Below are 24,752 nucleotides of genomic sequence, written 5' to 3'. Positions count from 1 at the left end.
TCCCACAGCCCGGTTAGGCGGGCAATACCCACGGTTTACGATACTCCGGCGTAACAAGAGCGTTCGCCTCGGGGTCGTTGACGATTTGTCCGGTCTGGGCGTCCCAATGAATCTTACGCCCAATCTTATACGAAAGGTTACCGAGATTCAGCGCGATGGCCAAGGGAAGGTGCTTTTCGACATCGCAACTCGGCAACTTCCGGGAGCGAATGGCTTCCAGGAATTCACGCGGATGTTCGGGAATCGAGCCAACCTCAGGCTCGGGGACCGTCACGCCAGCGAGCCGGTCTCCTTCGGGGATAATCCAGTACTCGTCATAGTCCGCACATAGCGTGGCTTTCGTTCCCTGGAAAATGATGCCAAGGCGCCGCCGGATGTCGTTCTTGCCTGGCTTCTGGAAAGCTTGCCCAAAGCTGTTGCCGCACGAGTTCGACCAGGTAAGAATCATACCCGGATACTCGAAGACGGCCTCGAGAGTGTCGGGGATTGTACTGATGTCTTTCATCACGAACTTGCCTCCGACCGCGGAGGCCGAGAGGGGCTGACCCAGTTCAAGAGCCCACACCGGAAGGTCAATGATGTGCGGCCCCATCTCATGCAACCAGCTTCCGTCGAGGTCGGCGAAATACCGATGGTAACCCAATTTGAAGCGGGCTTCGTTGTACGGAGTCAGCGGATGAGGACCGCACCACATGTCCCAATCGAGGCCGGGTGGGGGAGGGGTATCCGGCGGACTACCGATGCCGTCAGGTGCTTCATTCAAGGCGAGTCCGGTTCGAACAACCGAAATAGGGCCGAGAACGCCTGAACGGACGATCTCGACGACCTTGTGGTAATTTGCGCTGGCATGGATCTGGGTCCCAACCTGTGTCACACGGTTATTGGCGCGTGCCGCTTTAACCATGGCCATCGACTCACCCGGTGTCAGGGCCAGAGGTTTCTCGCAGTATACGTCCTTCCCGGATTGACATGCGTGAATGGTGATTAGGGGGTGCCAGTGTGGTGGCGTTACTACGAACACGGCGTCCAGTTCGGGCATCTCGAGCATCTTCCGGTAATCGGAAAAGCCCTTGGGCTTGGATCGCGTGGAGGCAATCGCCTTGTCGAGATGCGGACGGTACACATCGCACATGGCGGCGATCTGAACGTCTTTCTGGCTGTTTAGCCACTGGACGTGCGACATTCCGCGGCCGGCGACACCCACGATACCGATATTGATGCGATCGTTCGCCCCCAGGACACGTCCCTGCGCAGGTGCGGCCGCGGGAGCCTTCTTGGCCACTTCGACCGGTTTTTCGGTCGTTGCGCAACCCGCGCCCAGCCCTGCACCAAGTGCCGCACCCGAACTCGATTTGAGAAACTGACGTCGCGAGATACTCTTCATGCCTAGGCGCTCTCCTTCTTGGTCCCGGCCAACGTTGAGGCAGTAGCCTACGTGAGCGTTGCTAAATGATCAAGGGTAGAGACCGGTATAATCGCCCACAATGTCTCAACTACTTGTCACAACCATATACCGTACTTGTCCATCGAGTGAGTGCTCGGGGTATGTCTATTGCGTGGACTCGGAGGCGGGTCACGTACTTGTCCGATACCCCATCCCTGAAGCGGCATTGCGAGCGCACGACCTCAATCCAAGAGGGGGAATGCGGGGCGGGCGAGGAATTGCCGTGCAAGGAACAGAAATCTATGTTGCCAATTTTGATACGGTCTTCCGGTTCAAACCATCCGGTGAGTTCATCCCGTTTGTCTCACATCCAAGCTGTTCGGATATTCATGACATCGCCTTCATGAATGACAGCATGTATGTGACTTCGACGCGCAATGACTTGCTTCTCATCTTCGATTGCGCAGGTCGCCTTCGCAAATACCATAATGCGCGCGAGTGGACTCAGGTAAAAGGATTCGCCGGCTGGCGCGCCGTGAATCTCTTGGAGGAAGGAGGTATTCACGCGGGTCACCTCGACTTTCGGGACCCCAGAACTCACGAAAAGGACGCTTACGATGGCGCGCATTTGAATAGTGTCTGTCTGGCGCCTGACGGCACGCTATACGTGTCGCTGGGGCTGGTGAGGAATGAGGAGGAGGGTCCGGGCAAGGCCTGCGTGGTGAGGTTGCGAGAAGGACGGGATGCCGAAATCCTCTATATGCGTCACAATGTGCATGTGGCCATTCACAACCTTGTGATGCAACCGGATCGTACGCTGCTCTTTCTGGATACTGGCGAGGGTGAACTGGTGCGTTTGCGGACGGACGACGGCGAGGTTCTCTCCAGACACGCGTTCTCTTCGGAGTATCTGCGCGGTTTGTGCCGATTCGAAGATGGGCGTCTCGTTATTGGCGATCAAAACTCAGTCTTGTTCTTTGACCCTGCCACACCTTCTGCAACTCGCCGCGTCGTATTGTCAGAGAATTCGCGCGAATCCGTTCACTCCATAGCGGTGTTGAAGTAAAAAAGGCACCGCGCGCAGGGGGGGGACTGCGCGCGGCGAGGTATGTAGGTACTACCCGGCTATGAAACGATTCGTATAGCGCTTGCGTCCACCGTGCTATCGGGATTCAGTACCCCTTCAACGTGCACGGTGAGTCCAGCGACAAGGTCAGCTTCAGTGCCTGTCGGCGTATCGGTATCCGCCGGCAAGAAGACTGCTGCGCCTGCATAATTGACGGTTGTCGTCACGCCGCCCGACGTGAGCGTCAGCGTATCAGCGTCCATGTCGACACTCTCGATGACCCCTTCGAGCGTAACGTCGGCTGACTGGACGGTGATATCGGCACGTAGCTGGGGTGTCAGGGTGTACTTGCCGTTGCCGTTCTCAATTAAGTGGATACCTCCAAAGTCCAAAACAATCAGGCTGTTTTGCCCTTCCGGTAGCTCAAACGATTTGGAGATAAACAAGTGGCTGTTGGCAGTCAGGTGTACATCTTCGATGACCGTATCCGGATCGGACTTCAGAACCAGCCTGGGATTATCGATCTCGATACGGATCTTCGTGTAGAGCCCAGAAGGCACGGAATCTACCGCAATCAACGAAGAGAGACCTGACATCGTCAGGTCAAGAAGATCGACGTCTTGTTCACCGTCGAAGACAACGACTTTGCTTGATCCCGCTTTGGTGTCATCGGACGAGCCCGCGTGGTCAAGCGAGATTTCGGTAACGCTAACCACGAAGCTCTCAATATCGTAGATATCGACGACCGATTTCTCAGCCTGCAGGGCAGACACTATTGCAGAGGCAATCTTGTTTTCGCTGCTTGAGAGCAGGACTGTGATGTCCGACTTACCGGTACCTTTTGGCGGGCAACCCAGTATCAAGAGAGGTACCGCCGAGAGTGCAATTAGAGATGCTGCTCGTTGAGCAATCGTTCTATTCAAGTTCATATGCGCGTACTTCCACACCCCGAACGAAAGTATTGAGCACTGACGTCCCTGCCATGTCTCACAATTGGATTTTCCCGAGAACGATGGAATCTGTCAAGGAGTTTGTGTGTTTTGCACGAACGTTCAAAAAACGGCGTGCCGAGTGGTGATGAATGCATCGGAAGACAGGGGCAAAACGACTGTTCTTGAATGAACGTTCAAAAGAACTGCGTCGCGCTACTGCTCAGTCATCAAGACAACGGGACCCAGCAATCCTGATTGCTGCAGTGGCCTGTCAGACGGAAAGCGCACATTGGTCACCGTGCGCTGCTCCGCTTGAGGCAACGAGGCGTCTCCGATGATGCGATTGGGCCAGAGATTTACTACGGTGATCTCGAGCAGGTTCCCTTTCGTCTTAATCGCATCCGTTACATCCACTCTCCACGGAGCGGTCCAGACAATGCCCAGATTCTTCCGGTTGAGTTTCACTTCAGCGATGTACTTCACGTCACCGAGATCGAGATAGACCCGTTTTCCCGATCTTGGCTTTTCAGCGCAATCGAAGTGCGCTCGATAGACAGCCTTCCCTGAATAGAAGCGGATACCGGGATCGGGGTGCTGGGTCCAGTCAATGAGATCGCGGAATTCCAGACCTTGGGGACCACCCCAAGCCGGATCAAAATCGACTGACCATGGTCCAGTGATTGTCTGGCTCAATTGGACGTGAGTGATATTGGTGTCCTGTGTCCCATTCTGGGCCGACGGTATGTTCCTGCGAAAAACCACGAAGGTGGACGCATACGGCGCAAGCTCAAGCGGAACAATTGTGCGATGGCCGTCTTGCTGGAAACTCTGGAAAGACTTTGTCGATCCTGACACGGGATCCCACTGTTCCGGCAGTCTTTCTATCACTCGAAACTTACAGTCTCCCCGAAACCACTGATCGGTTGAGTTGGCAAGAAAGTAGGCTTCCGCTTCGGGCATCGTGCGGTGTATGTATCGTATGAAGATTGGCTTGCCCTCGTTCGAAGCTTCAAAATCTGGGTGGATAGAGAGCTCCTGCAGAACTTCATTCACCGATCGACCGCACATCACGGTTCCTGCGCCCAGGTTGAGTTTGGGATCCGATGTGCCGTTGCTTTCTCCCCAGATATCATGAACAAGTTCGTCGACCTCCTGATCACAGACGGGGTAATCCGAAAGCCCCGGGCAGTTATCGGGGCGGCTTCCGATTACTACTGCCCCTGCCTGAATGAGTTCTTTTATACGTTGCAGGAGCGCCGGTGATAGTTGCGCACCCTCCGCAATAACCATGGCCCTATACGTCGGGCCGTCCGGGATAGACAGGCGTCCGTTTTGAACGCTCATTCGATGCATCAAAATGTCAGCGTTTACCGCGTCGAAGTCGTAACCTTGGGGTATTAGCGGCTTCGTGAACTCCTGCGAAGGCGCAAACGTGGTCACCCCTTCACCGTAGAACCAGCAAATGTCAGCGAAGGGTTTGCCTCGCTGCAGCATATACTGGCAGCGGCCAAGGTAGTTGAAGAAAGCGCGGCTCTGTTCCCACCACGTTATGTTGCGATCGAAATGCGTTCCGGCGCCGTATTGATATCCGGGCTTGATGTCGAGTCGGGGTTGGTGCGTGTACTGATGAAAGACCATGCGGTTGAGACCATTGCAGAAGGCTTCGTCTCCCACGGGCTTCAAGGAAGCTGGATACTCCAGCCAGTGATTCCACGAGGTGAATGCTTCTGCTTGGACAATCGAGCGGCCGTAGGCATGCGCGGAAGAGGATACCGTCTTGATAACGTTTCCCCACGGATTGAACTGCGACATGATGTCCGTTCCAATCCAGAACTCACCCATCGTGATATCGTTCTTGCCGGCGCACTCCAGGCCGTCTATGTGTGGCCACGGGTACGTGCCGTATCCTGTCTCGCTGTGAACCTGCATCCCATGCTCGTGCCCGAGTTCTGCGAATCTGCCAAAGAAACGTTGTGCAATTAGGTCGCCGATGGTTCGCCGGAAGTCCCAGAGAAAGCGATTCGTGATTTCCCTGTTGTCTACAATGCGCCGGGCCATGGCGGGAAGATAGGGCAGAAGGTCATAGCCTCTACGCGCCTGGAATTGCTCTCGAAAATCCTCTACCCATGTGGGCTGCTGACCTCGCACGTCCGCGCCAACTTCGTAGCTGTCGATGTGAAGGTACTTGAGAGACTTCGCGCGCACTTCCTTCGCATCGGCCATCAATGGCAATGCAGTTGCGGCAAAATGGGTTTCGATTCCTTTGGCGCTCAGCATGTCTGATTCATAACCGACCACGGTCGTGCCGCACCGGGTGCGTTGGCCCACCACGGTGTAACCAAAGCGAAGCACCGTCCACCTGCCTGCCGGTGCGTCCCAGCGCAATTGCCCTTGTTCGTTCACGTTCGCGGTCAGGTCCACAACATCTGCTTTACGGCAGTCCGATTCTCCGGTGTCTGGGTATTCTTCAGATAAGACGGCTGGGCCTTGCCGCGGGTAATCCCAGAAGCTTCTGTTTCCTGATTTGAACGGCCACCATTTGATTCCCTGTCGCGGCGCCGCAACATCTGTTTTGCGTAGCACTGCAAATTCCGATATCTGCACGGGGATTCCGGATGCGGAAGGGATCACGAGACGAAAACGGCTCGCGTGTACTTCGGGAAACTCCACGCGACACACTTCGCCGGGCTTCACACTTACGCGTGCTATGGTTGAATATTGATTGGCGTCGAGACCTACCTGGACTTCACAGATGCCTGGCGCTCCCTGCTGTGGCGACAGGACGTAGGCCGCCACGGCGGTTAAGGGTTCGCTGTATTGGAGCGCCAACCAGGCAGGCTTCTCCGGCGTCGGAGACTCTTTACCTGATGACCAGTAAGTCGCCGGATCGTTGTCGACTGCGTCATCCGGTGGGAAGTTCCATTCGTCGCAATAGCCCCCGAGCGTGGAACTTGCGCTCACGGATTGAGGCGAGAGGGGGCGGTCTGGCTTCTCGGGAAAGGCAACGACCATGCAGTCATGGTAGTACCCGTCGAGCTGTGGCGGCGCTGGAAGCGTGCGCTCAATGAGACCGGGTCCTTCGATTTGCAGTTCCGAATAGACCAGTTTCTTGTTCGCGCAGTCCGCACTGATCCACGGACCTCCGGCGTCCCAACCGTCGCATAGGTTAATGCTAACCTCCATGTGAAGCCGGTCTGCTTCACGAAGGGCAAACTTGAAGAGCTCGTGCCATTCGGGGCTCAGGAACTTGGGGCCTGCCGGACCTTCCCCTCCGCCCGCGTTGAAGATCAGGACGCCATTGATTCCTTGCCGTTTCATCTCTGAGAGGTCGGCGGTGATGCCATCCTTGGTCACATTTCCGTTCAGCCACCACCAATATACCCAGGGTTTTGCGCTGTCCGGAGGGCGTACGAAGCCTGCTTCAAGATCTTCTGTCCTCCGCGCCCCGGCATGGGCGAGAGAACTCCAAAGCAGAAGACATGTGGCGACGGCAATCATCTTCTTCATGGCGAGGCTCCCCAGACTTCAACGATACCAGCTCCCTAAGATGATATACTCTAAATCGGCACGCAAGGGAGTCCGTAATATGCACACCCTTTCACGTCCTAAGGTGTACGCACTTGTCGATTGGTATGTTTCCAGGTGCGACAGGCACAGTCTCGTTTACCGCCCGAGCCTGACGGCGCTTCTCAAACGTCTCGGGTATCCTTTCGCCGCGCTCCTAGTTGGCGCCGGGATACTCTATCTGGTCCATCACGCGTCCACACTGACTGCTGTGCCCCTCGTCTTGAAGAGCGGTGCGCAAGTTTTTGTGGTCCTTCTCGGGATACTGAGCATGCTGCCCGTGTTGTCGGCCTTGATCGAGGAGGTGGGCATTGGCCGTGACGCCAGCGGGAATCTGGTAGTCCAAAAGCGGTCCCTGTGGACATCGAGACTCGTCTCGCCGCTCTCTCAACACACAACGATTCAGGTGAGCGCCTGCCAATCGCTCGCTCGCACCCGCCGGCATGGGCCTTTGTATTCACGCGGCTATACGTGGATCGTCACGGTGGTGAGTAGTCCGTTAATGCAGGGCGTAGGAGGGTTCCACCTCGAATTCCAGCTTGATCACCAGCATGAGCGTCCGCTGGACAACAGACCCTTCCCGTCCAGGGTTAAAGAGTTTGTTGACGCGCTGAGTGGTATCACCGGTATTAGCGCAGATCCAAAACCCGCCATCGTTGACGCGCAGGTATCCGGGCGAGGGTGGGGTACAACCAGAAACATCACCATCCCGATTTCGCGCGTAACACGCCACGAGATACCACTCGATGAGTTGCCTCCGGACGTACGTGCAAAAGTTGAGTCTCTCGTCAATTCGGAGAAAGGTGGACTCACTCCGGGGTTCACCAAAGAGGTCACGCTCAAACAGGAGTTCAAGGTTCTGGGGAAGGATGGAAGCGTCCAGCACTATGATTCAATCGAAGATCTCCCGCCTGAAGTGCGCGAGGCAATCGAGCGCATGCACCGCGCGCATGGACGAGAATAGAAGAATCCCACCTGCCGCAATCGTCATTTGTCGTTTATGTTGGCACAATCCGTCTCATGCCGCGTAGAATAGGGTCAGACTTGCCCGCACAACACCCCGAGGCGTTTCATGATTCACACAGAGGCTCTTACGAAGCGATTTGGCGCTAATCCTGCCGTAGACAACCTCAATCTCGACATCGAACAGGGAGAGTTCTTCTGTTTTCTCGGGCCGAACGGGGCAGGAAAGACCACGACCATCAAAATGCTTACGGGGCTATTGAAGCCGACTTCTGGGCGCGCCGTCCTGGGCGGGCTGGATATTCAGAAGGAACCGGTCAGGACCAAGGGGCTGTTGGGATACATACCGGACACCCCGTTTCTTTATGAGAAACTGACGGGCCGCGAGTTCATGCGGTTCGTGGCGGGCTTGTATCAACTGCCTCCTTCGGCCATGAATGGCGCGTGTGGCGAGTTGCTGGAGTTGTTCGAGATTAGCCATGTCGCTGACCGGCTCATCGAGCACTACAGCCACGGTATGAGGCAGAAGCTATCATTCGCGTCGTGCTTTCTGCACTCTCCCAAGATCGTGATTGTGGATGAGCCCTGGGTTGGGCTCGACCCAAAGAACATCCGATTCGTGAAAGACTATCTCAAGCAGAAGACGCGCGAGGGGTTGACAGTGTTCATGTCGACACATTCGCTGAGCGTGATCGAAGACGTCGCCGATCGCATCGGCATTATTTACAAAGGCAAGCTGCTACACACCGGGACGCTCAAGGAGATTCTCGCCCTTTCCGAAAACCCTGGGTCTTTGGAAGATGTCTTTCTCGAACTCACGCGTGAGGCGGATGAATGACTCGCATCGGCGCGCTGCTGTGGGCCAAAGGCCGTATCGCCCGGAATCAGATTGCTTCGGTCCGCAATGAATCGAAGCTGAAAGTGGCCGTCGTTTCTGTTTCCGCCATTCTACTTTGGGTTGGCGCGTTTTGGGCTTTTTCCGAAGCGTTCAATTGGCTCAGGGGTTTCGAGGCTTCGCTGAACCTCGGCAATCTGGTGATGAACCGTCTGCTTTCGGTGTTTGCCTTGGCTCTGTTCTTCATGCTCATTTTCTCGAACGTGCTGATTGCGTTTTCGACTTTGTATCGCTCGCAAGAGGTAGCCTATCTGATCCACGCCCCCTTGCCGTGGTGGGAGTTCTATCTTGGGCGTCTGGTTGAATGCATTGCATTCAGCTCTTGGGCCTCCGCCTACCTGGGATCGCCGCTAATCCTGGCGTACGGGCTTGTGGTCAAAGCACCGCTCCCATTCTATGCGGCTTCGATCGCTTGCTACGTGCCCTACGTGACCATACCCGCGGCAGTCGGTTCCGTGATTGCGATGCTACTCGTGCGCATCTTTCCTCGCCTTCCACGCGGCAGCATGATTGGTGCTGGCGCGCTATCCGTCGTCTTCCTGTTCTTTTACCTTCGCGACCGCTTGAATTCTGTCAAGCTGTCGGAATCCGTCGTCCTCGATGCCATGTCCCGCACGCAATCCTGGTTCCTTCCGAGTCACTGGGCCTCGGCGGGCGTTTTGGCAGCGGGTAGGGGAGAGTATGCGGACGCGCTCTTCTGGTTGCTCATGCTGGTTTCTACGGCATTCATGTCTGTCATGCTTGGGGCAATGCTTGCGCATGCGTTGTTCTATCCGGGATGGTCCAGCCTCATGGGGCACCAGCTTTCCCGGCGTGCACCGGGCAGCGGCTTGCTTGGGCGTATCGACTCGCTGCTCAGACCGCTCCGAGAGCCGCACCGCGCACTGGTCATCAAGGACATTAAGCTCTTTTGGCGCGAACCCAGCCAGTGGTCGCAGTTTGTGATCTTCTTTGGAATCATGGCGCTCTACGTTGCCAGCTTGAAAGACCGCGCGGCCGCTTTCGACACACCTTTGTATCGCAATTGGATGGTTTGTTTGAACATCGCGGCGTGTACGCTGATTTTGGCGACGCTTACCAGTCGCTTCATCTTCCCGCTCATCAGCCTTGAGGGCCGTCGCTTCTGGGTGTTGGGACTGGCACCGGTGACGTTCCGGCAAATAGTCTGGCAGAAGTTTTGGCTCAGCGTGTGTACAACGTCCACGTTTACCATCTCTCTCGTCGCTTTAACCTGCTATATGCTTCAGGTCGAGCCGATAGCCTTCGCCCTTGCCCTGTACAGTATCGTCATCACCAATTTCGGATTGTCAGGACTGGCAGTCGGACTCGGTAGTCTCTACCCAAACTTTCAGGAAGACAATCCCGCTCGAATTGTGTCGGGGATGGGGGGGACCCTCAATTTTCTCCTCAGCATGGCGTACATAGTCCTGATCGTCGGCGCGCAGGCGGTTATCCTGTTCTGGGGAAGCATTCAGGACGCCGGCCATACGCCCCGTTTCTGGATGGCGTTGGGCCTGGTGATCGCTTTTATGACAGTCCTGAGTGCAACGGTCACGCTGCTTCCGATGCGTTTGGGTTTACGAAACCTGAACGAATCTGAGTACTGATATTCTGGTCACATTACACTCGATGAATGCAGCGGTACTCTGGATCATGAGGTACGCACTCGTGACGCGCGCACCGAAGCCGTGAATTGCTATGATTCCTCTTGGGAGGAGTCAAAGCATGACCGAAATTAACATACGGACCACGGAACACTGCCAGTTCGTCAACATTGACCGTCACGTGCAGCGCGCCGTGGATGAAGCGAAGGTCAAGGATGGCGTGTGCGTGGTCTTCGTCCCACACACGACAGCCGGCATAACGATCAACGAAAACGCCGATCCCGACGTGGTCGCGGACATGAAGACGGCACTGAATCGAGTCGTGCCGTGGGACGCGGGCTATGCCCACGCGGAGGGAAACGCGGCGGCGCACGTGAAAGCGTGCATGATGGGCTTCAGCCAGCAGGTACTCGTTAAGAGCGGGCGGATTCAGTTGGGCACGTGGCAGTCCGTCTATTTCTGCGAGTTCGATGGGCCCCGATCGCGAAAAGTATGGATTCAGTGCTTGCGATCTGAGTAGGCGAAATGACTCAGCTTGCCGAGACGTCTTGTGCTTGGCGAGCCAGACGGGAAGATACCTGCCGCGCCTCGTCGGATAGAACCGCCTCGCGAATCTGACGGGCGACGGTGCTGTATTGCCACTCGCTGGAGAGTGGATGCCAGCCGGAGCCATCCATAAGCAGGTGGCATCCACGAGCGATCGCTCCGTACGAATCCGAAATCCCAAGATGGGAGAGAGGCAGGCCACCGAGAACGGCACTGGCCCCACCATCGACAAGCCCCCACAACGCGAAGCACAATTCTGCCGGACTGCTGCGGGCAGGCAATACCAAGTCACCGCAGTCCACGGCATCCACGATAATGGAAGACATGATTTCGAACACGCGCAAGTCGGCGGACTTCATTCGGGCACGCTGCTCTTCGGATACTTTCTCGAGCACGGCCTCCGCGTCAATGATGTGAATGACCCGGAGTTCGTCGGGGTACAAGCGGAAGAAGTGTTCCGTTGCTTCTCCCAGCGCAACCATTCGTTCTCGCGGCCTGCCAGGAAACTGCACGCAGCGTTCAATCATCTCCAGGCGCTTTTGCGTGCACCGAAAGCCCAATTCCGCAACGAGTTCCTCTTTGCACGCAAATCTCGCGTAGACAGTGCCCTTCGAAAACCGCGCGGCCTCGGCTATCCGGCTCATGGTCAGGCCATGATACCCGTCGCTGAGCAACATGGCTTGCGCCAGCCGAAGAAAGAGGTCGTCGCGTTGTCGGAGTTCGCGCTGTTTGCCAGAGACCGTAGTCATGATAATTCCGGACTTGAGCCCAACTCTTTTAAGTTCTCGGGACTAATGGAAAGCGGGGGGCAGAGGTTGCCCCCCGCTATGTGAAATTCATTCAGCAAAAGCAGTCACTATCAAGCCGGACTCTTAATCGAGTTGACTGTGGACATGAAGCATCCAAAGAAGCGAGAGAATGGCGAATCGCCGGGATACCTGATGAAGCTTACATGGCCGTCCAGATAGAGCACGTTTCCACCGCCGGGAACGTGATTGAAGTTTCCGATCCAGTTGCCGCTTACGTCGTCATGCATGACGTAGATTTCGCTCTGGGCCCTGGCGCTCGCCGCGGCATTGTTGATGTCGGAAATCAGGAACCGTTCAATACCTTCGCGGAGACGATACGCAGTTACGCTGCCTTCCGAAAGGTCTTCGTCATAGATTGAGGCATCCAACGTCGTGGGAAACTCATTTGCCAGGTCAAGCATGTCGTTCATGGCCACGCCCGCATCCAAATTGAGATAGCCTATGACATTGTCCGCCGTGATGGCCGCGTCGTTCTCCAATGTCGGGTCTGCCATGAGAACTTTCGGCGTAAGCAGCCAGCCGATGTAAATATACGAACGGGCATCGAACGTGCACGGATCGAACTCTCCGCCTGTCTTAAAGTCTTCAATTTCTTGCTGGTACGTGGCATCGGATGGGCATTCAAGGACATTGATGTCCGTCAGGTATTCAGGGAACACCGCCATACCGTTCGGCGCTGCGCGGAATTCATTTGAGGGAACGCACTGTCCGGCAACCACTCCGCGTGACCACATGTGATTGGTCGGGAACTTCTCTCCTTTTGACTCACCGGAGTACATTTTGAAGACTAGGCCCAACTGTTTGAGATTGTTTGCGCAGCTAGCGCGGCGCGCCGCTTCACGAGCCCTGGCCAGTGCAGGCAACAATATGGCGGCCAGAATTCCAATGATCGCGATCACCACAAGTAATTCAATCAGCGTAAATCCCTTGCGATGCATTACTTCTTTCCTCCCCCGTTTCGGGTATTACGAAAATACTTGAAGGCACAACTTGAGTAAGGCTATACGCGTCGATTGGCTAGGTGGATACAGGCTGGTCAAGCCTGAGTTCTCGATACCCCCTTTCTTCCTTCCGTTGGCACAAGCCCATTCCTCCCCCGAGGCATCTCGTGACTTGTCTGGCCGAATGGATACGGTGCGGCTGCGTCTGCAATACTCGATAGTGAACCCGAGCGCGCAAGACTCGTCGTGCACATTATGACGCAGCGTCAGTATAGTATATCGAGGTCTTTAATCTGTCAATAGGTCATTTTGTGAACGCGAAGTCAATATCGCGCTACTTCACGTCCAAGCGCGCCGCAGTCAGCGGCATACAGCAGAAGTTTGGGGATTGGTTGTTGCAGGAAAGTCAATAATAGTAGGGACTTGGGAAAAAACCGGAGCGAGCTGCTTGCCAGCGCATCAGACCCTTATGGTCTAGCGAGCACCGTCTGAAAGGACTGCATCTCGGTCACGCGCTTCGCTTCTTCGGAAAGAAGAGTATCCCGTATTTGCCTGCTGACAAGACTGTAGTTGATTTCCGTCGTGAGCGGCCTCCAACCCAATCCGTCCATGAGATAGTGGCACCCGCGCGCAATGGCGCCGAATGAGTCTGCGATGCCCAATGCCTCAAGGGGGAGACCTCCAAGACGGGCCGAGGCGCCGCCATCGACAAGCGCCCACAGTGCGAAACAGATTTCGCGGACGGTTGTTCGAGGGGGAAGCGCGAGATCCTTTAAGGAAATAGCCTCTTCAATTAGGTCGGCCATAGCGGCGAAGACTCGCTCATCGTAGGTTTTTAGCCTGCTGCGCTGCTTCTCCGGGACCTTCTCCAGCACGGCTTCGGCGTCAATGATGTGAAGGACTCGAATACTCTCTGGGTACAAGCGGGCGAAGTGCTCGGCCGCTTCGCCGATGGCGACCATCCGTTCTCGCGGGCGTCCCTCGTAGCGCATTGCGCGGTCTACCATCGCAATGCGTTCTTCCCGGCACCGGCAGGCCAGTTCAACGACCAGGTCTTCCTTGCATGTGAAACGATTATAGAGCGTTCCCTTGGAGAAGCGCGTGACGCTGGCGATACGAGCCATTGTCAGGCCGTGATAGCCGTCCTCAAGGAGGATGTCTCGGGCAACGCGCAAGAAGAGATCGTCTCTCATCTGGATTTCACGTTGCTTGCCGCTGCTGCTCTTTTGCGTCATTACGCTGTGGTCACCATCCTGGTTAACCATGGTTTCGCTGCCTCCTCTACTTGCCCAGGTGCCGGTACGTGAGGCCGTGCGATGCTTCGTGTATGCGTGGAGCGGCCGACTCGCGGCCGCTCCACAAAGAATGACGTCTACGACAGGTCATGATCAACCTGCATATATCTTTATTGAGACTAGAGGGTATATGCAAACTCATTCAGGACTGCGATAACGCGAGAAAATGGGCTATCCCCCGGGTACTTGATGAAGGACACGTGTCCATCCATATACAGCACGTTGCCGCCGCCGGGGATGTGGTTCATGAACGCGACCTCTCCAGTGTTGATATCGTCGTACATCACGAAGATTTCGCTCTGTGCCTTTGCCGAGGCCGCTGGATTGTTGATATCGGAGATAAAGAATCGCTCGATACCTTCGCGCAGACGGTACGCGATCTTGCTGCCGGCCTCAAAGTCTTCGTGATAGACGCCCGGATCGGGAACGCTTGCAGACCCCCATTCTTCATCGATTCTCTGAAGCAGATCGGTGATTCCCGCTTGGAAATCGGGGCTTGTGTAGGTCAAGAAAGTTGCAAGCGTAAGGTCAGCGTTGTTCTTGTCTGCCGCATTGTTCAACATCAACTCGTCCGAAAGCACCCATGACGAGTAGTTGTAAGACGTCGCGCGGAATTTGCACGGATTTGGCGTGCCGGCGTTCACATCTTCAGGCGTGTACCACGTTTCAATTTCGGGATTGGAGTCGGAAGGACACGCCATAACGTTGATATCCGTTAAGTACTCGGGATACACCTCGCGACCGTCAAAGAAAAACTCAATGAATGTGCGACGGGTACAGGCATCCCCTTCCCACTTCTGCTGACTGGGATACTTCTCTCCTTTGGATTCGTTTGCGTACATCTTCATGACAAGACCGAGTTGCTTGAGATTGTTCTGACAGCTTGCGCGGCGGGCAGCTTCGCGCGCCCGCGCCAATGCGGGAAGAAGAATAGCAGCCAATATGCCGATGATAGCAATTACTACAAGCAGTTCAATCAACGTAAAGCCCTTGCGGTTCATTGTAAATGACCTCCCCAGGTTGGGCCTGTGACTGCAAGCGAAAACCCTAGACGATTAAGTCGAGCCTTTCGTGCCTGTAAGCACAATTGGCGGGTGGTTGCGCTACTTTGATGCCAGATTGTCCCCTTTCAAGAATTCCCTAGACTTGTCCCCACAATAGGACCTTGCCCCCTGTCTCCAGTAGCAGTATGACTCTTGGTCGAATTTCTGTCAATAGGTCAGGTTCTATCTTCTGTCACACATTCTCGAAATGTGTCATCTCATGTCAAGATGAGGTGCAACTCCTTGTGCAGCAACCTATTGGAGTTGTGCGCCTAGGCGCTCCGGACGTTAGCGAGATGCGTAGTGGGCGCTGTATAGAGTGGGAGAGAGCGGAGTAACCTCTACGGGCGTGATGATGGTGGGGCTGAGGGGGGTAGACGGCAGGAGATTGACATATGTGAAGTATAAAGACAAGCGCCCCACACCCTGCGGTATGAGGCACTCTCTAGTAGTAAAATCGAGATCTACGTCGAAAAGACTAGCTAACCTTCGGAGCCTTGCCCTTCTCTTCGATGGTCTTGAAGATGCTGTCGGCCGGTCCGTGCGCCATTTTCGGATCCAGCTTGCTGACGGTCTTAAGGTGCTTCATTAGGTGATCTCCTCCGTTTCTTGTCGTTATGCCTCGTCATAGGCGATGCTACACTCTATCAACACTCGCCTAAGATCGTCAAACATCGGTACCACACGGCTGGGTTAGAAATCGCTTTGCGATTTCCTACCCTACAAACTCAATTACCCCTGAGGTCATTTGATGTTACACATACGTGATTGCGTGTGCGTTGGGATTCAAGAAAACCACTCTTCACCCCAAATCACGTCAGATAGACTATAGTCCGAATTCCCAAATAAGTCAAGCAATATCTTGTGGTAGAACGCGTTTGCTGCACCTTCCTACACAACGCGCTGGGGCACCATGTGGATGCATGCCCGTATATGGGGTGCGATTACCGGCAACCTTGTTCGTCTTGTTTCGGGTTTTCTGTATTTAAATGCGGTATATGCGTGCATGGGTCCCTGCCAAAGCTTTTCAAAACCGAGATCTCGGCCTGCGGGACATGGTAGACTCGAAAAGTCGCAACGCGCCGTGTGCCACTTACGCGGCGAGAGTGGCGGCCTTTTCGAGGAGTACCACCATGAAAAGACTAGTAGCCCTGTTCCTCATGGCACTTGGTTGTATGCCGGTCTTAAGGGCGGACACGACTCTTCGTGTGCTTACCTACAACATTCACCATGCAGAAGGGACAGATGAGGTGTTAAACCTGGAGCGTATCGCTCGGGTAATTCAATCTGAACACCCAGATGTGGTGTGCCTGCAGGAAGTTGATCAGGGTTGTACCCGCACGAATCAGATTGATATGCCCGCAGGACTGGCCAAGCTACTCAATATGGAAGTGCGTTTCGGCGCAAACCTCGAATTCCAGGGCGGCAAGTATGGCAACGCTACGCTATCGCGATTCCCAGTTGTATCCTCAGAGAACATCTCCTTCCCATTCAGTGGCACGGGGGAGAAGCGTGGATGCCTGAGAGTAACGCTGTCCATAGACGGACAGGAAGTCGACATCTACAACACACATTTCGATTTGATCGCTACGTCGCGCCGTGTGCAGGCAGAGAGCATCGTTGGCCGCCTTCGCGATGTGCCCAGCGTTGTGGCAGGGGACCTAAACGAATCGGCAGGAGACCCAGCGCTCCGGATACTACTCAGCAGACTGCTCGATTCGTTTCTTTGGCAGACGGGCAAACGGGAAGGAACGCTTCAGGGAAAGGACTCCAAAGACCGGATCGACTTCATTCTGGTATCGAAGTCAGTAAACGTACTATCCTCCCGCGTCGTCGACACGCCAGAGGCGTGCATCGCCTCCGATCATCTTCCGTACGTTGCGGAATTGACTCTGGAGCCCGCCAAGGAGACCGCGGCAGATAAAGGGGTGCGCGACAACGAAGACGAGCGAGTGGAAAGGGCACTGGTTCCCGAGGAGTGACTATGGCAAAGATGAAACTTCGAGTTGGCGTGGTGGGAGTCGGCGCAATTGCGGACGAACGTCACCTTCCATATTGGAATGAACTTGAGGCGGAAGGCCGCGTTGAGTTGATGGCAGTCTGCGACTTGATTCCCGATCGCGCTGAGGCGATGGCCAGCAAATACGGCGCGCGCGCAGTCTACACCGACTACAAGAAGATGCTGAAGGACGGTCAGTACGACATTATCGACGTCTGCACCCATAACCGCTGCCATGCTCCCGTGTCCATTGCCGCGTCCAAGGCTGGTGCGCACGTTCTTGTTGAAAAGCCTATGGCCATGAACGCCAAGGAATGCCAGCAGATGATGGCGGCGGCACAGACCGCGAAGCGCAAACTCATGGTCGCGCAACACATGCGGTTCGAGACTGCGCACGAAAAGCTCAAAGAAGTTGTTGAGAGCGGCCGCTTGGGAACGATCTACTCGGCAAATGCCACATGGCTGCGGCGTCGCGGCATTCCGGGCTGGGGGAAGTTTCACATTCAAAAGGAGTCGCTCGGCGGGCCGCTCATCGACATCGGCGTACATATGATGGACTTGGCGGTATGGCTGATGGGTTGTCCCAAACCCGTTGCTGCCTCAGGCAAGGTGTATCGCATGTTCGGAGACCGCGAAGACCTTGTTAACGGGGAATGGGGAGAACGGCATCCACCAAAGGAGTTCGATGTCGAAGATTATGCCTCCGCTTACGTGCGCTTCGAAGGAGGCATCACGATGACCGTAGAGGTCTCCTGGGCCGCGAACATTGCGGAAGAGAAGGCGGGAATCACGATCCTCGGCGACAAGGCAGGCATCATGACCGATCCGTTGGGTGTTTACGGGTACGAACGCCGCGCGCTGACCAGTACCAAGTATGACTGGATGCCGAACGAAGAGGGCCATCGCGGGGAAATCCGGCATTTCACGGAGTGCGTGGAAAAGAACCGAGAGGTGCGCGTGCTACCCGCACAGTCCCTCAACATTCAGAAGATTATCGATGCAATCTACGAGTCCTCGGCGCGCAATCGCGAAGTGACAATAGTCTAGCGTGTGAGCTTAGTCTCTACGGCTCCAATCTCAGCCAACCCATTTCTCGTGGATCTTCTTCGCCGTACCCCAGGCGAAATCTTGGAGGAGTGGGTGAAAGAGGTGCCCAGGACTGCACCAATGCGTTGGCGCCTTCCGCGCCTGCCGACTGCACGCGCACGTTGATGCACATTGGACGTGACCTATCGAATTCGCCGTCGAATGCGGTAAACGGAATTCGTAGGCGCACCGTGTGATGTTTGTCGGAAGCCACACTCTCCACATCCCATTCTCTTGCGGTGGCACGCCAGCCCAAACGCTCGTTCTTCTGTCCATTCGCGTCGATCTGAAAAGTACGCCGCGGATAGATGTGCGAAGATTGGATGTGGACCACAACTGTTGGACGTGACAACACAGCGGATCGATCGCACTCAACGTTCAAGTAGAGCGATTGATCATCATAAACGGCTTGCCAGTGGGCTTCCGAGGGGGCAGGCGCGAGTGGTGCTTGCTCAATCTTTGGACTGCCGGGTGACTCATGCCAGACGTCGTCGGTTCGCCACGCCGAGGCAAATGACTTGCTGGCAGGTAGGCAATGATACACGAGTGGGGAACCTTCCAGACCACACAGTCCAGGAAACACGTTCTGTCCGATCTCCAGCGCGCGCTCTGCCTCGGAAAACTCGGTATCGAGCATTTCACGCAGTGCGTCCACGCGCCACGTCAATTTGGCGGGGAAGTACTTGTAGCCTTCAGCCTCGGCGTGGAAACCTAGAAACGAATTCTCTTCGCACAACGCACTCATATGCTGAGAATTCTCGATTTCCTGCTCCACGAGGGCGCGCAGGTCCCGCAGCACGTCTTTCTTGCGACTCTTTGGCCCGTAGAGTAGCTGTTCGCGAAGGTCGTAGAAGCGAAGAATGTTATAGCCGGAGCGGAATTGAATACCGAGGGCCTCCGCAACGGATAGGTCTTGTTCGCGGTCCGGTTCTCCCGCAAACTCGTCCTTTGTTTCATCCAGCAATTCAACGCCTCGTTGCCATGTCTCCGACAAGTTCTTGCAGAGTTCGAGCACCTCGGGGTAGGTATGCGTGCCGGAGAAACACTCGCCGATGCGGTCGCCTGATATGGGGTAATCAAGACGCCAAGTTGGACCGAGAGGAAGATGCACCGGCTTCAAATGCAGCGGCCAGACGACTCCGTCGGTCATTGGTCCGTAGAATTGAAACGCGTTGGTCATCGGATAGTTGTCGTAGGCTTTGGCGAACAGGCGCCACGCCTTCACAATCCGTGGAGCGTACTGGGAGCCCCAATCTCTGCACGCGAGGTCCAAGAGGAATTGCTCTTCGCTTATGCCCTCTTTCATGAAGGGCAATTCGCTTGCAGCAGCCCGATTCATTAGGCAAGGCAAGTTGCCGAAGTACCAGCACTGCATAACGGAAGTAACGCCAAGCTCCCGCATGGCCCCGTATTTGCCGTAGAGTTGACCCGGCACGGGCACATAGGGTGCTGAGGCAACCTCGTGAGAGCAGCACGCCTGAATTTTCGCGGAGATCTCCGCGGATTGACCAGCGGATGCGACTGCGGTTGCCATTTGTTCGAACGCAGCACTGGGACCGACGTAGGAAAGCCAGTAATCGCCGGTCTGCCGTTGCTTGCCAAGTTGGGTTTTGTGTCCTCCCGATTCGAAGTTGTACTGCACAACGACGCCGGGCGGTGTGTGTCTGGCCATCTCGGTGAGCGGTTCCACCGAGGGCAGCGGTGTCCCAGGTCCGCTCTCGGGGACATACAACCACGAGATCAGTTTGGCATCCGGGGCAGCCTCGTGCATGCCTTGCTCCATCGGCGAAAGCGTTGCGTTCAAGACTTCCCATGGCTGTTTTTCCGCGCACCGAGGGCAGTTGATATGCCAGTTGGCGTCCGCTGCACTCAAGCACGTGGTTGGCGCCTCGCCATAGCTGATGTTAATCAGCCCGCCAAGGTTCGGCACCTCCGCGAAAATTCCTTGTATCGCTTCTCGCAGATACGTCTGGGCGGCTTCGGAGAATGGACAGAAGAGTCTTGTTGAGGCGTTCAGTTCCGCTCCACTCAATTCAGGATGCGCAACAAGAAGAGGATGGCCGGCCGTCATTGCACACGGTTCGATGCAGAAGAGGAAGACTTTGATGCCGTATCGCCTGCATTTCGCTACCGTCTTGCGAAGCTTCTCAAGTCGTTTCTCGCGGTCCGGGCTGCAATCCGGTATCAGAGAAGTCTTGCACAAATCCTTGAACTCAATGGTGAGCCATAGCCCATTCACGCCGTCATGCGCCAGGCGATTCAGGTAGCCATCGGGATAATAGTCCACGTCATCGAGCAATTCGTCGCGGTTCATCGGGGGGCGTTTGATGGGACCAAAAAAGCACCGCGAAATTCGCGTTTGGATAAAGGGCGAGCGCGAAATCTCGCCTACATCTAAAAAAGGTCCGTCAGCGCGGAGGAGTTGATCTTCGAGGAAGTATATACCTCTCCGAATACCCTCTGTGTCGTTCGCCTGAACGCGGCACTCCTCCTTGGAGATTCTCAGGGTGAACGCTTCGCGTTTCTGCGTGGGGACGCGCTCTGTGACGATCCGAAATGGCCCATTTGTGGAAAGGCCGACAGAAGAGAAGAACGCCTTCATATCCGCGTGGGCGGTTTCCAGCAGGCCCTCCGCGTCCGGAAACTCGGGGTGAATTTGGACGCCCTGCCGGAGGTTCGCCTCATCATCACCGCATTCCGTTCGCGTCCAATGCGGGTGCCAGGACATCGGGGCGGCCAACTCCGTCGCGAAGGGCCATTCCGTTTCACCTGGACTGACAGGCGGCTCGCTGCCGAAGATTGCTGAACAGAAACAGATCAGAGAGACTAGAAGAGTACGCATCGGTTCCCCCCTCGATGACTCAGAGGCGCATGCTAGCCTGCGTGAGAAGGCGTGTCAACGGCCTTGCCACCACAAGATTCTATTTACACCGAGTGGGCGTTTATGAAATCGCGGACTGCGTCGGCTTGGGGGCGATGTCCATCGATCAGCACGGCTCCAAGGATGGTATATCCCTCAAGTGTGCCTTTCTCGACTAGTTCGGCGACGCCATCCATTTGGCTTTTCACGAGATCGACCGGCACCGGAGCCACCTTGGTGTAGTCGCGAAGATAAACGCCCATGACAATGGGCTTGTCAGGGAATAGGCCGCGACATTGGTCCACGTATTCGGGCATGCGGACGATGTCCTCGGATTTCCAGATCCACAGGGTCACGACGTCCATGTGCGGACTCATCCCAGCCCAGAACTCCTTCTTCTCAAACTCGTGTGTATAGACAACAGACCAGAGCTTGAGAGCGGGGTTCAGTTCGCGAATTGCGGCGCGAATGTTGGCGAACTCACCGGGACCATACTGGGCGCTATCCATCAGTCCGAGCAGGTCGTCGCAATAGACTCCCGTCACATTGCTGAATTGTTTCGCAAGACGCGCGACGTTTTCGCCTTCCGAGCGTACGGTTGCGGGGTCGCTCTTGGGCTTACACACGGGACGGCCGTTCTCATCCCAGATCCATCCCCATTTGCTTATATCGCAGACCACTTCGTCGTAGTCCTGCAGCAGGCGCAAGGCATGGACATCATTGGGGTGAAACAGGTAATTGACTCGCGAAAGGCCAAAGTAACGCGCTCCTTGGCCAAGTCCATAGATGGAAGGCGGAACCTGTGGGTCAATCCCTTGTCCTTCCCACACCCATCCGATATCGCGAAAAGTCGGTTTGCCGGGATTGTTCGGCTTTGCTTCCTTGGGCTGACCTTCCGCGCTCATCGCCTGTCCGGCGACACTCAAAGCCAATCCCGCTACTGACGCTGTGTGAAGAAACTCTCGCCGCTTCATGTGTGTCCCTCCTCGAAGAGAAAGTTCAAATTGTTTCAACTCTACAAGCAGGTCCACGTCAACGCGCGTATAAGGTACACCTGTACACCGTGTACAGCAAATAGCCTGGCTGGGAGTAACGGGCGCGGTGAAGCCAATTGCGGTATTTGATTCGCGGTTGAAGTCCTGAGAGGATGATTCGGTTCGCCGGAACACGCGGGCGATACCAGTTGGATTCCAGCTGCCGGGGGCAAGCAAGTCGGGACAGGCAAGGAGTCAGTCATGATAGAGCTTGGTATGCACACGGACAATTGGCGCACATTGAGTGGGGGCTTCGGAAAAGCCGCGGAAACGGCCGTCAAATACGGCATAAAACACCTGGAGTTTGCAGCTATTCATGGCCAGTATTTCATTCAGGCCATGGGATACGAACCGGGCATTTCTCTCGAGTCAAACCCGCGCGCACTGAAGCGTTACTGCGACGAGCGCGGGCTGAAGATATCGCAAATCGACGGCGCCTATCCCATGATGGGACCGGATGGCTCGGCGTACGGCGTGCAGTATGTAAGGCAGTCTATACGGTTCGCGGCCGAGTTGGATTGCCCCATGGTGGACACGACCGACGGCGCTTTCAAAATCGAGGGACTCAGCCGGGATGAAGTCTTTCGCATTACCTGCGACAACTACCGGCAAGTTCTATCGTGGGCGGAGGATTACCGAATCGTTGTCAATGTGGAGCCTCACGGCCCCTATACAAATGACGGCGATTTCATGCTGAAGTTGTTCAGATACTTCGATTCGGAATGGTTGCGGTGCAATTTTGACACGGGCAATTCGTTCATAGCGGGTCACGATCCGGTGGAGTACTTGAAGCTGTTGCGCCCGTACGTTTCTCATTGCCACATCAAAGATGTCAGCGAGGGACTGGCCGCGGCGGCACGTGGAGAGGACACCGGGATCGCGTGTAGCGAAGTGCCCATCGGAGGCGGGGTCAATGCAGGAAACATAAGGGATTGCATTGCCTTCTTGAAAGAAACGAATTGGGACGGCGTAGTCTCGCTTGAGTGCTACGGCGCTGACGAGAACATCCGCCAGAGTGTCGAATTCCTGCGGGCGATTGTATAAATAGGATAGGCCACAGCAGGGAAAATCCTATTGAAAGAAATCGCAAACGCTCCTATGATGATTCCTAGAGCCACTGAGGGGAAACGGCTGTAGATACGAGTCCAGAGTCCAGAGAGGGGGATAAGCGCCATGGCACACCAAACCGACCGCCGTACATTCATGAAGGGCGCAATTATGGCGCCCGCCGCGATGGCAATGGCCATGCAAGCGGAAGGGGAAGCAAAGGCGCCTCAGGATTCCGGTGCAACCGCCACGCTACCCCAGGGGCGTATTGGCAACATGCAGGTCAGCCGGATCTTGCTTGGGGGGAACCTGCTCACGCACTTCACGCATAGCCGCGATCTGAAATACGTCTACAATCTCGCCGCGCACTACAATACGGATGACAAGATTCTGGAAACCCTGGCCGTTGCCGAGCGGAATGGGATCAATACGCTTGTCATTCATACTGTGCCCGAGATACTGGCGGTGCTTAAGAAATATCGCGTGGAGATGGGCGGTAAGATGCAATACATCATCTGCCCGACGGCACCGGTAGGGAACGATTTGAGCGAGTATGCAAATCAAGTGAAATCGCTGGTTGACGATAAGGTTGATGCCATCTATTTGTGGGGTGTTCACGCGGACAAGCTAGTCGCGGAGGGCAGGATGGACGCATTGGCGCGTCTGGTCGACATGGTGAAGGAGCACGGCATCCCGTCTGGCGTCGGTTCTCATGACACCAACGTCGTTGTGGAATGCGAGAAGAACAAGATCAATACCGATTTCTATATCAAGACGTTTCATCATCACAAGTATCCGACGGGCCCCAAGCCACATGAATTGACCGAAGCCTGCAATGAGATTCCGGGCTATTGGTGCAAGAACCCTCAAGAGACTTCCGAGGTCATGGCGAGCGTGGAAAAGCCGTGGATTGCATTCAAGGTGATGGCCGCGGGCGCGATTCCTCCCGAGAGCGCTTTCCAGTACGCGTTCAAGAACGGCGCGGATCATGTTCTTGCGGGGATGTTCGATTTCGAAATCGCGGATGACGTCAAGATCGCAAATGACATCCTGGCGAATCTGGAGAGGGAGCGTCCGTGGCGGAGTTGAGCGCAAAGGCTGCACTTCGCGCCCTTTCAGTTCTCTTGGCGCTGTGGTTGGCGACGTTTTCAGCCCATGCCGCGAAGCCCGTTCACGCGTTTTTCGCTCTCTGCATGGACACACACGACAGTCAGAAGCGTACGCTCGATCAGCAGGCGTCGCTCCTCAGCGAATTGGGGTTCGACGGAGCGGGCCATCTCTGGCTGGATGACTTGAGTGAGCGCATTGCGACACTCGATGCGCACGGTCTGAAGTTATATCAGGTCTATATGCGCGTGAATGTCGCCCCAAACGTGGAACCGTACGATCCTCGCTTGAAGGAAGCCATTGCCTCGCTGAAAGGGAGCGACACGATGTTGGCGCTTCTGATTAGCGGAGGATCACCATCGGACACGAGTCACGATGCCCGCGCCGTCGAACTTGTTCAGGAAATCGCTGATCTGGCTGCGGCATCGGGTGTGCGCGTTGCACTGTATCCCCATTCCGGTGACTGGCTTGAGCGCGTAGAAGACGCCCTACGCATTGTGCAAAAGGCGAATCGCCCGAACGTCGGTGTTATGTTCAACCTATGCCATTGGCTGAAAGTGGACGACGAGAAGAACCT

General features: G+C 55.6%; 19 protein-coding genes. 10 read left to right on the top strand and 9 right to left on the bottom strand.

Annotated elements, in window-relative coordinates:
• Window positions 1–13: 13 nt before the first annotated feature.
• On the bottom strand, window positions 14–1,384 hold the full coding sequence (locus K1Y02_06350) for a Gfo/Idh/MocA family oxidoreductase (protein MBX7255964.1): 1,371 nt from the start codon (window positions 1,382–1,384) through the stop codon (window positions 14–16).
• Window positions 1,385–1,667: 283 nt separating this feature from the next.
• Between K1Y02_06350 and K1Y02_06345 the strand changes: the two genes are divergently transcribed.
• Window positions 1,668–2,450 (top strand): hypothetical protein, encoded by a 783-nt coding sequence (locus K1Y02_06345; protein ID MBX7255963.1) that lies wholly within the window; start codon window positions 1,668–1,670, stop codon window positions 2,448–2,450.
• A gap of 59 nt (window positions 2,451–2,509) precedes the next feature.
• On the opposite strand, the gene K1Y02_06340 is transcribed toward K1Y02_06345, so the two are convergent.
• Window positions 2,510–3,379, bottom strand: coding sequence for a DUF4382 domain-containing protein (locus K1Y02_06340; GenBank protein ID MBX7255962.1), 870 nt, complete (start codon window positions 3,377–3,379; stop codon window positions 2,510–2,512).
• Window positions 3,380–3,595: 216 nt separating this feature from the next.
• The gene (locus tag K1Y02_06335; GenBank protein ID MBX7255961.1) at window positions 3,596–6,889 is read right to left on the bottom strand and encodes a hypothetical protein; all 3,294 of its coding nucleotides are present in this window, start codon (window positions 6,887–6,889) and stop codon (window positions 3,596–3,598) included.
• Between the two features lie 79 nt (window positions 6,890–6,968).
• On the opposite strand from K1Y02_06335, the gene K1Y02_06330 reads away from it, so the two are divergent.
• The 4 genes from K1Y02_06330 (at window position 6,969) to K1Y02_06315 (ending at window position 10,928) form a co-directional block, all read left to right on the top strand.
• Window positions 6,969–7,910 carry a hypothetical protein gene (locus tag K1Y02_06330; protein MBX7255960.1) on the top strand — a complete coding sequence of 314 codons (942 nt, stop codon included), beginning with the start codon at window positions 6,969–6,971 and terminating at the stop codon, window positions 7,908–7,910.
• Between the two features lie 108 nt (window positions 7,911–8,018).
• Window positions 8,019–8,747, top strand: a complete 729-nt coding sequence (locus tag K1Y02_06325) for an ABC transporter ATP-binding protein (GenBank protein MBX7255959.1) — start codon at window positions 8,019–8,021, stop codon at window positions 8,745–8,747.
• Entirely contained in the window at window positions 8,744–10,411 is a 1,668-nt protein-coding gene (locus K1Y02_06320) for a hypothetical protein (protein ID MBX7255958.1), read from the top strand. The genes K1Y02_06325 and K1Y02_06320 overlap by 4 nt, the downstream gene beginning before the upstream one ends.
• Window positions 10,412–10,529: 118 nt before the next feature.
• Complete coding sequence (locus tag K1Y02_06315; protein ID MBX7255957.1) at window positions 10,530–10,928, top strand: secondary thiamine-phosphate synthase enzyme YjbQ; 399 nt, start codon at window positions 10,530–10,532, stop codon at window positions 10,926–10,928.
• Window positions 10,929–10,938: 10 nt separating this feature from the next.
• Here the strand turns inward: K1Y02_06315 and K1Y02_06310 are convergent, their stop codons facing one another.
• The 4 genes from K1Y02_06310 to K1Y02_06295 all read right to left on the bottom strand — a co-directional run bounded on the left by K1Y02_06310 (window position 10,939) and on the right by K1Y02_06295 (window position 15,000).
• Window positions 10,939–11,703 carry a TetR/AcrR family transcriptional regulator gene (locus K1Y02_06310; GenBank protein MBX7255956.1) on the bottom strand — a complete coding sequence of 255 codons (765 nt, stop codon included), beginning with the start codon at window positions 11,701–11,703 and terminating at the stop codon, window positions 10,939–10,941.
• A gap of 110 nt (window positions 11,704–11,813) precedes the next feature.
• Window positions 11,814–12,701: a DUF1559 domain-containing protein gene (locus K1Y02_06305; protein MBX7255955.1), complete on the bottom strand. Its 888-nt coding sequence runs from the start codon at window positions 12,699–12,701 to the stop codon at window positions 11,814–11,816.
• Window positions 12,702–13,171: 470 nt separating this feature from the next.
• Window positions 13,172–13,969, bottom strand: coding sequence for a TetR/AcrR family transcriptional regulator (locus K1Y02_06300; GenBank protein ID MBX7255954.1), 798 nt, complete (start codon window positions 13,967–13,969; stop codon window positions 13,172–13,174).
• A gap of 149 nt (window positions 13,970–14,118) precedes the next feature.
• Window positions 14,119–15,000: a DUF1559 domain-containing protein gene (locus tag K1Y02_06295; protein MBX7255953.1), complete on the bottom strand. Its 882-nt coding sequence runs from the start codon at window positions 14,998–15,000 to the stop codon at window positions 14,119–14,121.
• Between the two features lie 1,175 nt (window positions 15,001–16,175).
• Here K1Y02_06295 and K1Y02_06290 point away from each other — a divergent pair.
• Both K1Y02_06290 and K1Y02_06285 read left to right on the top strand, forming a co-directional pair.
• Window positions 16,176–17,024: an endonuclease/exonuclease/phosphatase family protein gene (locus K1Y02_06290; protein ID MBX7255952.1), complete on the top strand. Its 849-nt coding sequence runs from the start codon at window positions 16,176–16,178 to the stop codon at window positions 17,022–17,024.
• A 2-nt stretch (window positions 17,025–17,026) separates the two neighbouring features.
• The gene (locus K1Y02_06285; protein ID MBX7255951.1) at window positions 17,027–18,088 is read left to right on the top strand and encodes a Gfo/Idh/MocA family oxidoreductase; all 1,062 of its coding nucleotides are present in this window, start codon (window positions 17,027–17,029) and stop codon (window positions 18,086–18,088) included.
• A 16-nt stretch (window positions 18,089–18,104) separates the two neighbouring features.
• On the opposite strand, the gene K1Y02_06280 is transcribed toward K1Y02_06285, so the two are convergent.
• Both K1Y02_06280 and K1Y02_06275 read right to left on the bottom strand, forming a co-directional pair.
• Window positions 18,105–20,969 carry a hypothetical protein gene (locus K1Y02_06280; GenBank protein MBX7255950.1) on the bottom strand — a complete coding sequence of 955 codons (2,865 nt, stop codon included), beginning with the start codon at window positions 20,967–20,969 and terminating at the stop codon, window positions 18,105–18,107.
• 83 nt (window positions 20,970–21,052) lie between these two features.
• Window positions 21,053–21,961 (bottom strand): hypothetical protein, encoded by a 909-nt coding sequence (locus K1Y02_06275; GenBank protein ID MBX7255949.1) that lies wholly within the window; start codon window positions 21,959–21,961, stop codon window positions 21,053–21,055.
• A 261-nt stretch (window positions 21,962–22,222) separates the two neighbouring features.
• On the opposite strand from K1Y02_06275, the gene K1Y02_06270 reads away from it, so the two are divergent.
• The 3 genes from K1Y02_06270 to K1Y02_06260 form a co-directional block, all read left to right on the top strand.
• Entirely contained in the window at window positions 22,223–23,065 is an 843-nt protein-coding gene (locus K1Y02_06270) for a sugar phosphate isomerase/epimerase (GenBank protein MBX7255948.1), read from the top strand.
• A 129-nt stretch (window positions 23,066–23,194) separates the two neighbouring features.
• A complete protein-coding gene (locus K1Y02_06265; GenBank protein ID MBX7255947.1) occupies window positions 23,195–24,157 on the top strand; it encodes a hypothetical protein in 963 nt (320 codons plus the stop codon).
• Window positions 24,145–24,752: sugar phosphate isomerase/epimerase (locus tag K1Y02_06260; GenBank protein ID MBX7255946.1), on the top strand; the 608-nt coding region annotated here is incomplete at its 3' end. The genes K1Y02_06265 and K1Y02_06260, both read left to right, overlap by 13 nt.

The organism is Candidatus Hydrogenedentota bacterium (assembly GCA_019695095.1).
In the GTDB taxonomy this organism is placed as follows: Bacteria; Hydrogenedentota; Hydrogenedentia; order Hydrogenedentales; family SLHB01; genus JAIBAQ01.
The sequence above is the reverse complement of the archived record's forward strand: the minus strand, read 5'-3'. Positions and strand labels throughout refer to the sequence as shown.

What these genes read in the sequence shown, in the direction of transcription:
- K1Y02_06305 (MBX7255955.1), bottom strand. Translation starts at nt 12,701, where the DNA reads ATGCATCGCAAGGGATTTACGCTGATTGAATTACTTGTGGTGATCGCG.
- K1Y02_06270 (MBX7255948.1), top strand. Translation starts at nt 22,223, where the DNA reads ATGATAGAGCTTGGTATGCACACGGACAATTGGCGCACATTGAGTGGG.
- K1Y02_06335 (MBX7255961.1), bottom strand. Translation starts at nt 6,889, where the DNA reads ATGAAGAAGATGATTGCCGTCGCCACATGTCTTCTGCTTTGGAGTTCT.
- K1Y02_06275 (MBX7255949.1), bottom strand. Translation starts at nt 21,961, where the DNA reads ATGAAGCGGCGAGAGTTTCTTCACACAGCGTCAGTAGCGGGATTGGCT.
- K1Y02_06285 (MBX7255951.1), top strand. Translation starts at nt 17,027, where the DNA reads ATGGCAAAGATGAAACTTCGAGTTGGCGTGGTGGGAGTCGGCGCAATT.
- K1Y02_06295 (MBX7255953.1), bottom strand. Translation starts at nt 15,000, where the DNA reads ATGAACCGCAAGGGCTTTACGTTGATTGAACTGCTTGTAGTAATTGCT.
- K1Y02_06315 (MBX7255957.1), top strand. Translation starts at nt 10,530, where the DNA reads ATGACCGAAATTAACATACGGACCACGGAACACTGCCAGTTCGTCAAC.
- K1Y02_06265 (MBX7255947.1), top strand. Translation starts at nt 23,195, where the DNA reads ATGGCACACCAAACCGACCGCCGTACATTCATGAAGGGCGCAATTATG.
- K1Y02_06340 (MBX7255962.1), bottom strand. Translation starts at nt 3,379, where the DNA reads ATGAACTTGAATAGAACGATTGCTCAACGAGCAGCATCTCTAATTGCA.
- K1Y02_06325 (MBX7255959.1), top strand. Translation starts at nt 8,019, where the DNA reads ATGATTCACACAGAGGCTCTTACGAAGCGATTTGGCGCTAATCCTGCC.
- K1Y02_06320 (MBX7255958.1), top strand. Translation starts at nt 8,744, where the DNA reads ATGACTCGCATCGGCGCGCTGCTGTGGGCCAAAGGCCGTATCGCCCGG.
- K1Y02_06330 (MBX7255960.1), top strand. Translation starts at nt 6,969, where the DNA reads ATGCACACCCTTTCACGTCCTAAGGTGTACGCACTTGTCGATTGGTAT.
- K1Y02_06310 (MBX7255956.1), bottom strand. Translation starts at nt 11,703, where the DNA reads ATGACTACGGTCTCTGGCAAACAGCGCGAACTCCGACAACGCGACGAC.
- K1Y02_06290 (MBX7255952.1), top strand. Translation starts at nt 16,176, where the DNA reads ATGAAAAGACTAGTAGCCCTGTTCCTCATGGCACTTGGTTGTATGCCG.
- K1Y02_06280 (MBX7255950.1), bottom strand. Translation starts at nt 20,969, where the DNA reads ATGCGTACTCTTCTAGTCTCTCTGATCTGTTTCTGTTCAGCAATCTTC.
- K1Y02_06300 (MBX7255954.1), bottom strand. Translation starts at nt 13,969, where the DNA reads ATGGTTAACCAGGATGGTGACCACAGCGTAATGACGCAAAAGAGCAGC.
- K1Y02_06350 (MBX7255964.1), bottom strand. Translation starts at nt 1,384, where the DNA reads ATGAAGAGTATCTCGCGACGTCAGTTTCTCAAATCGAGTTCGGGTGCG.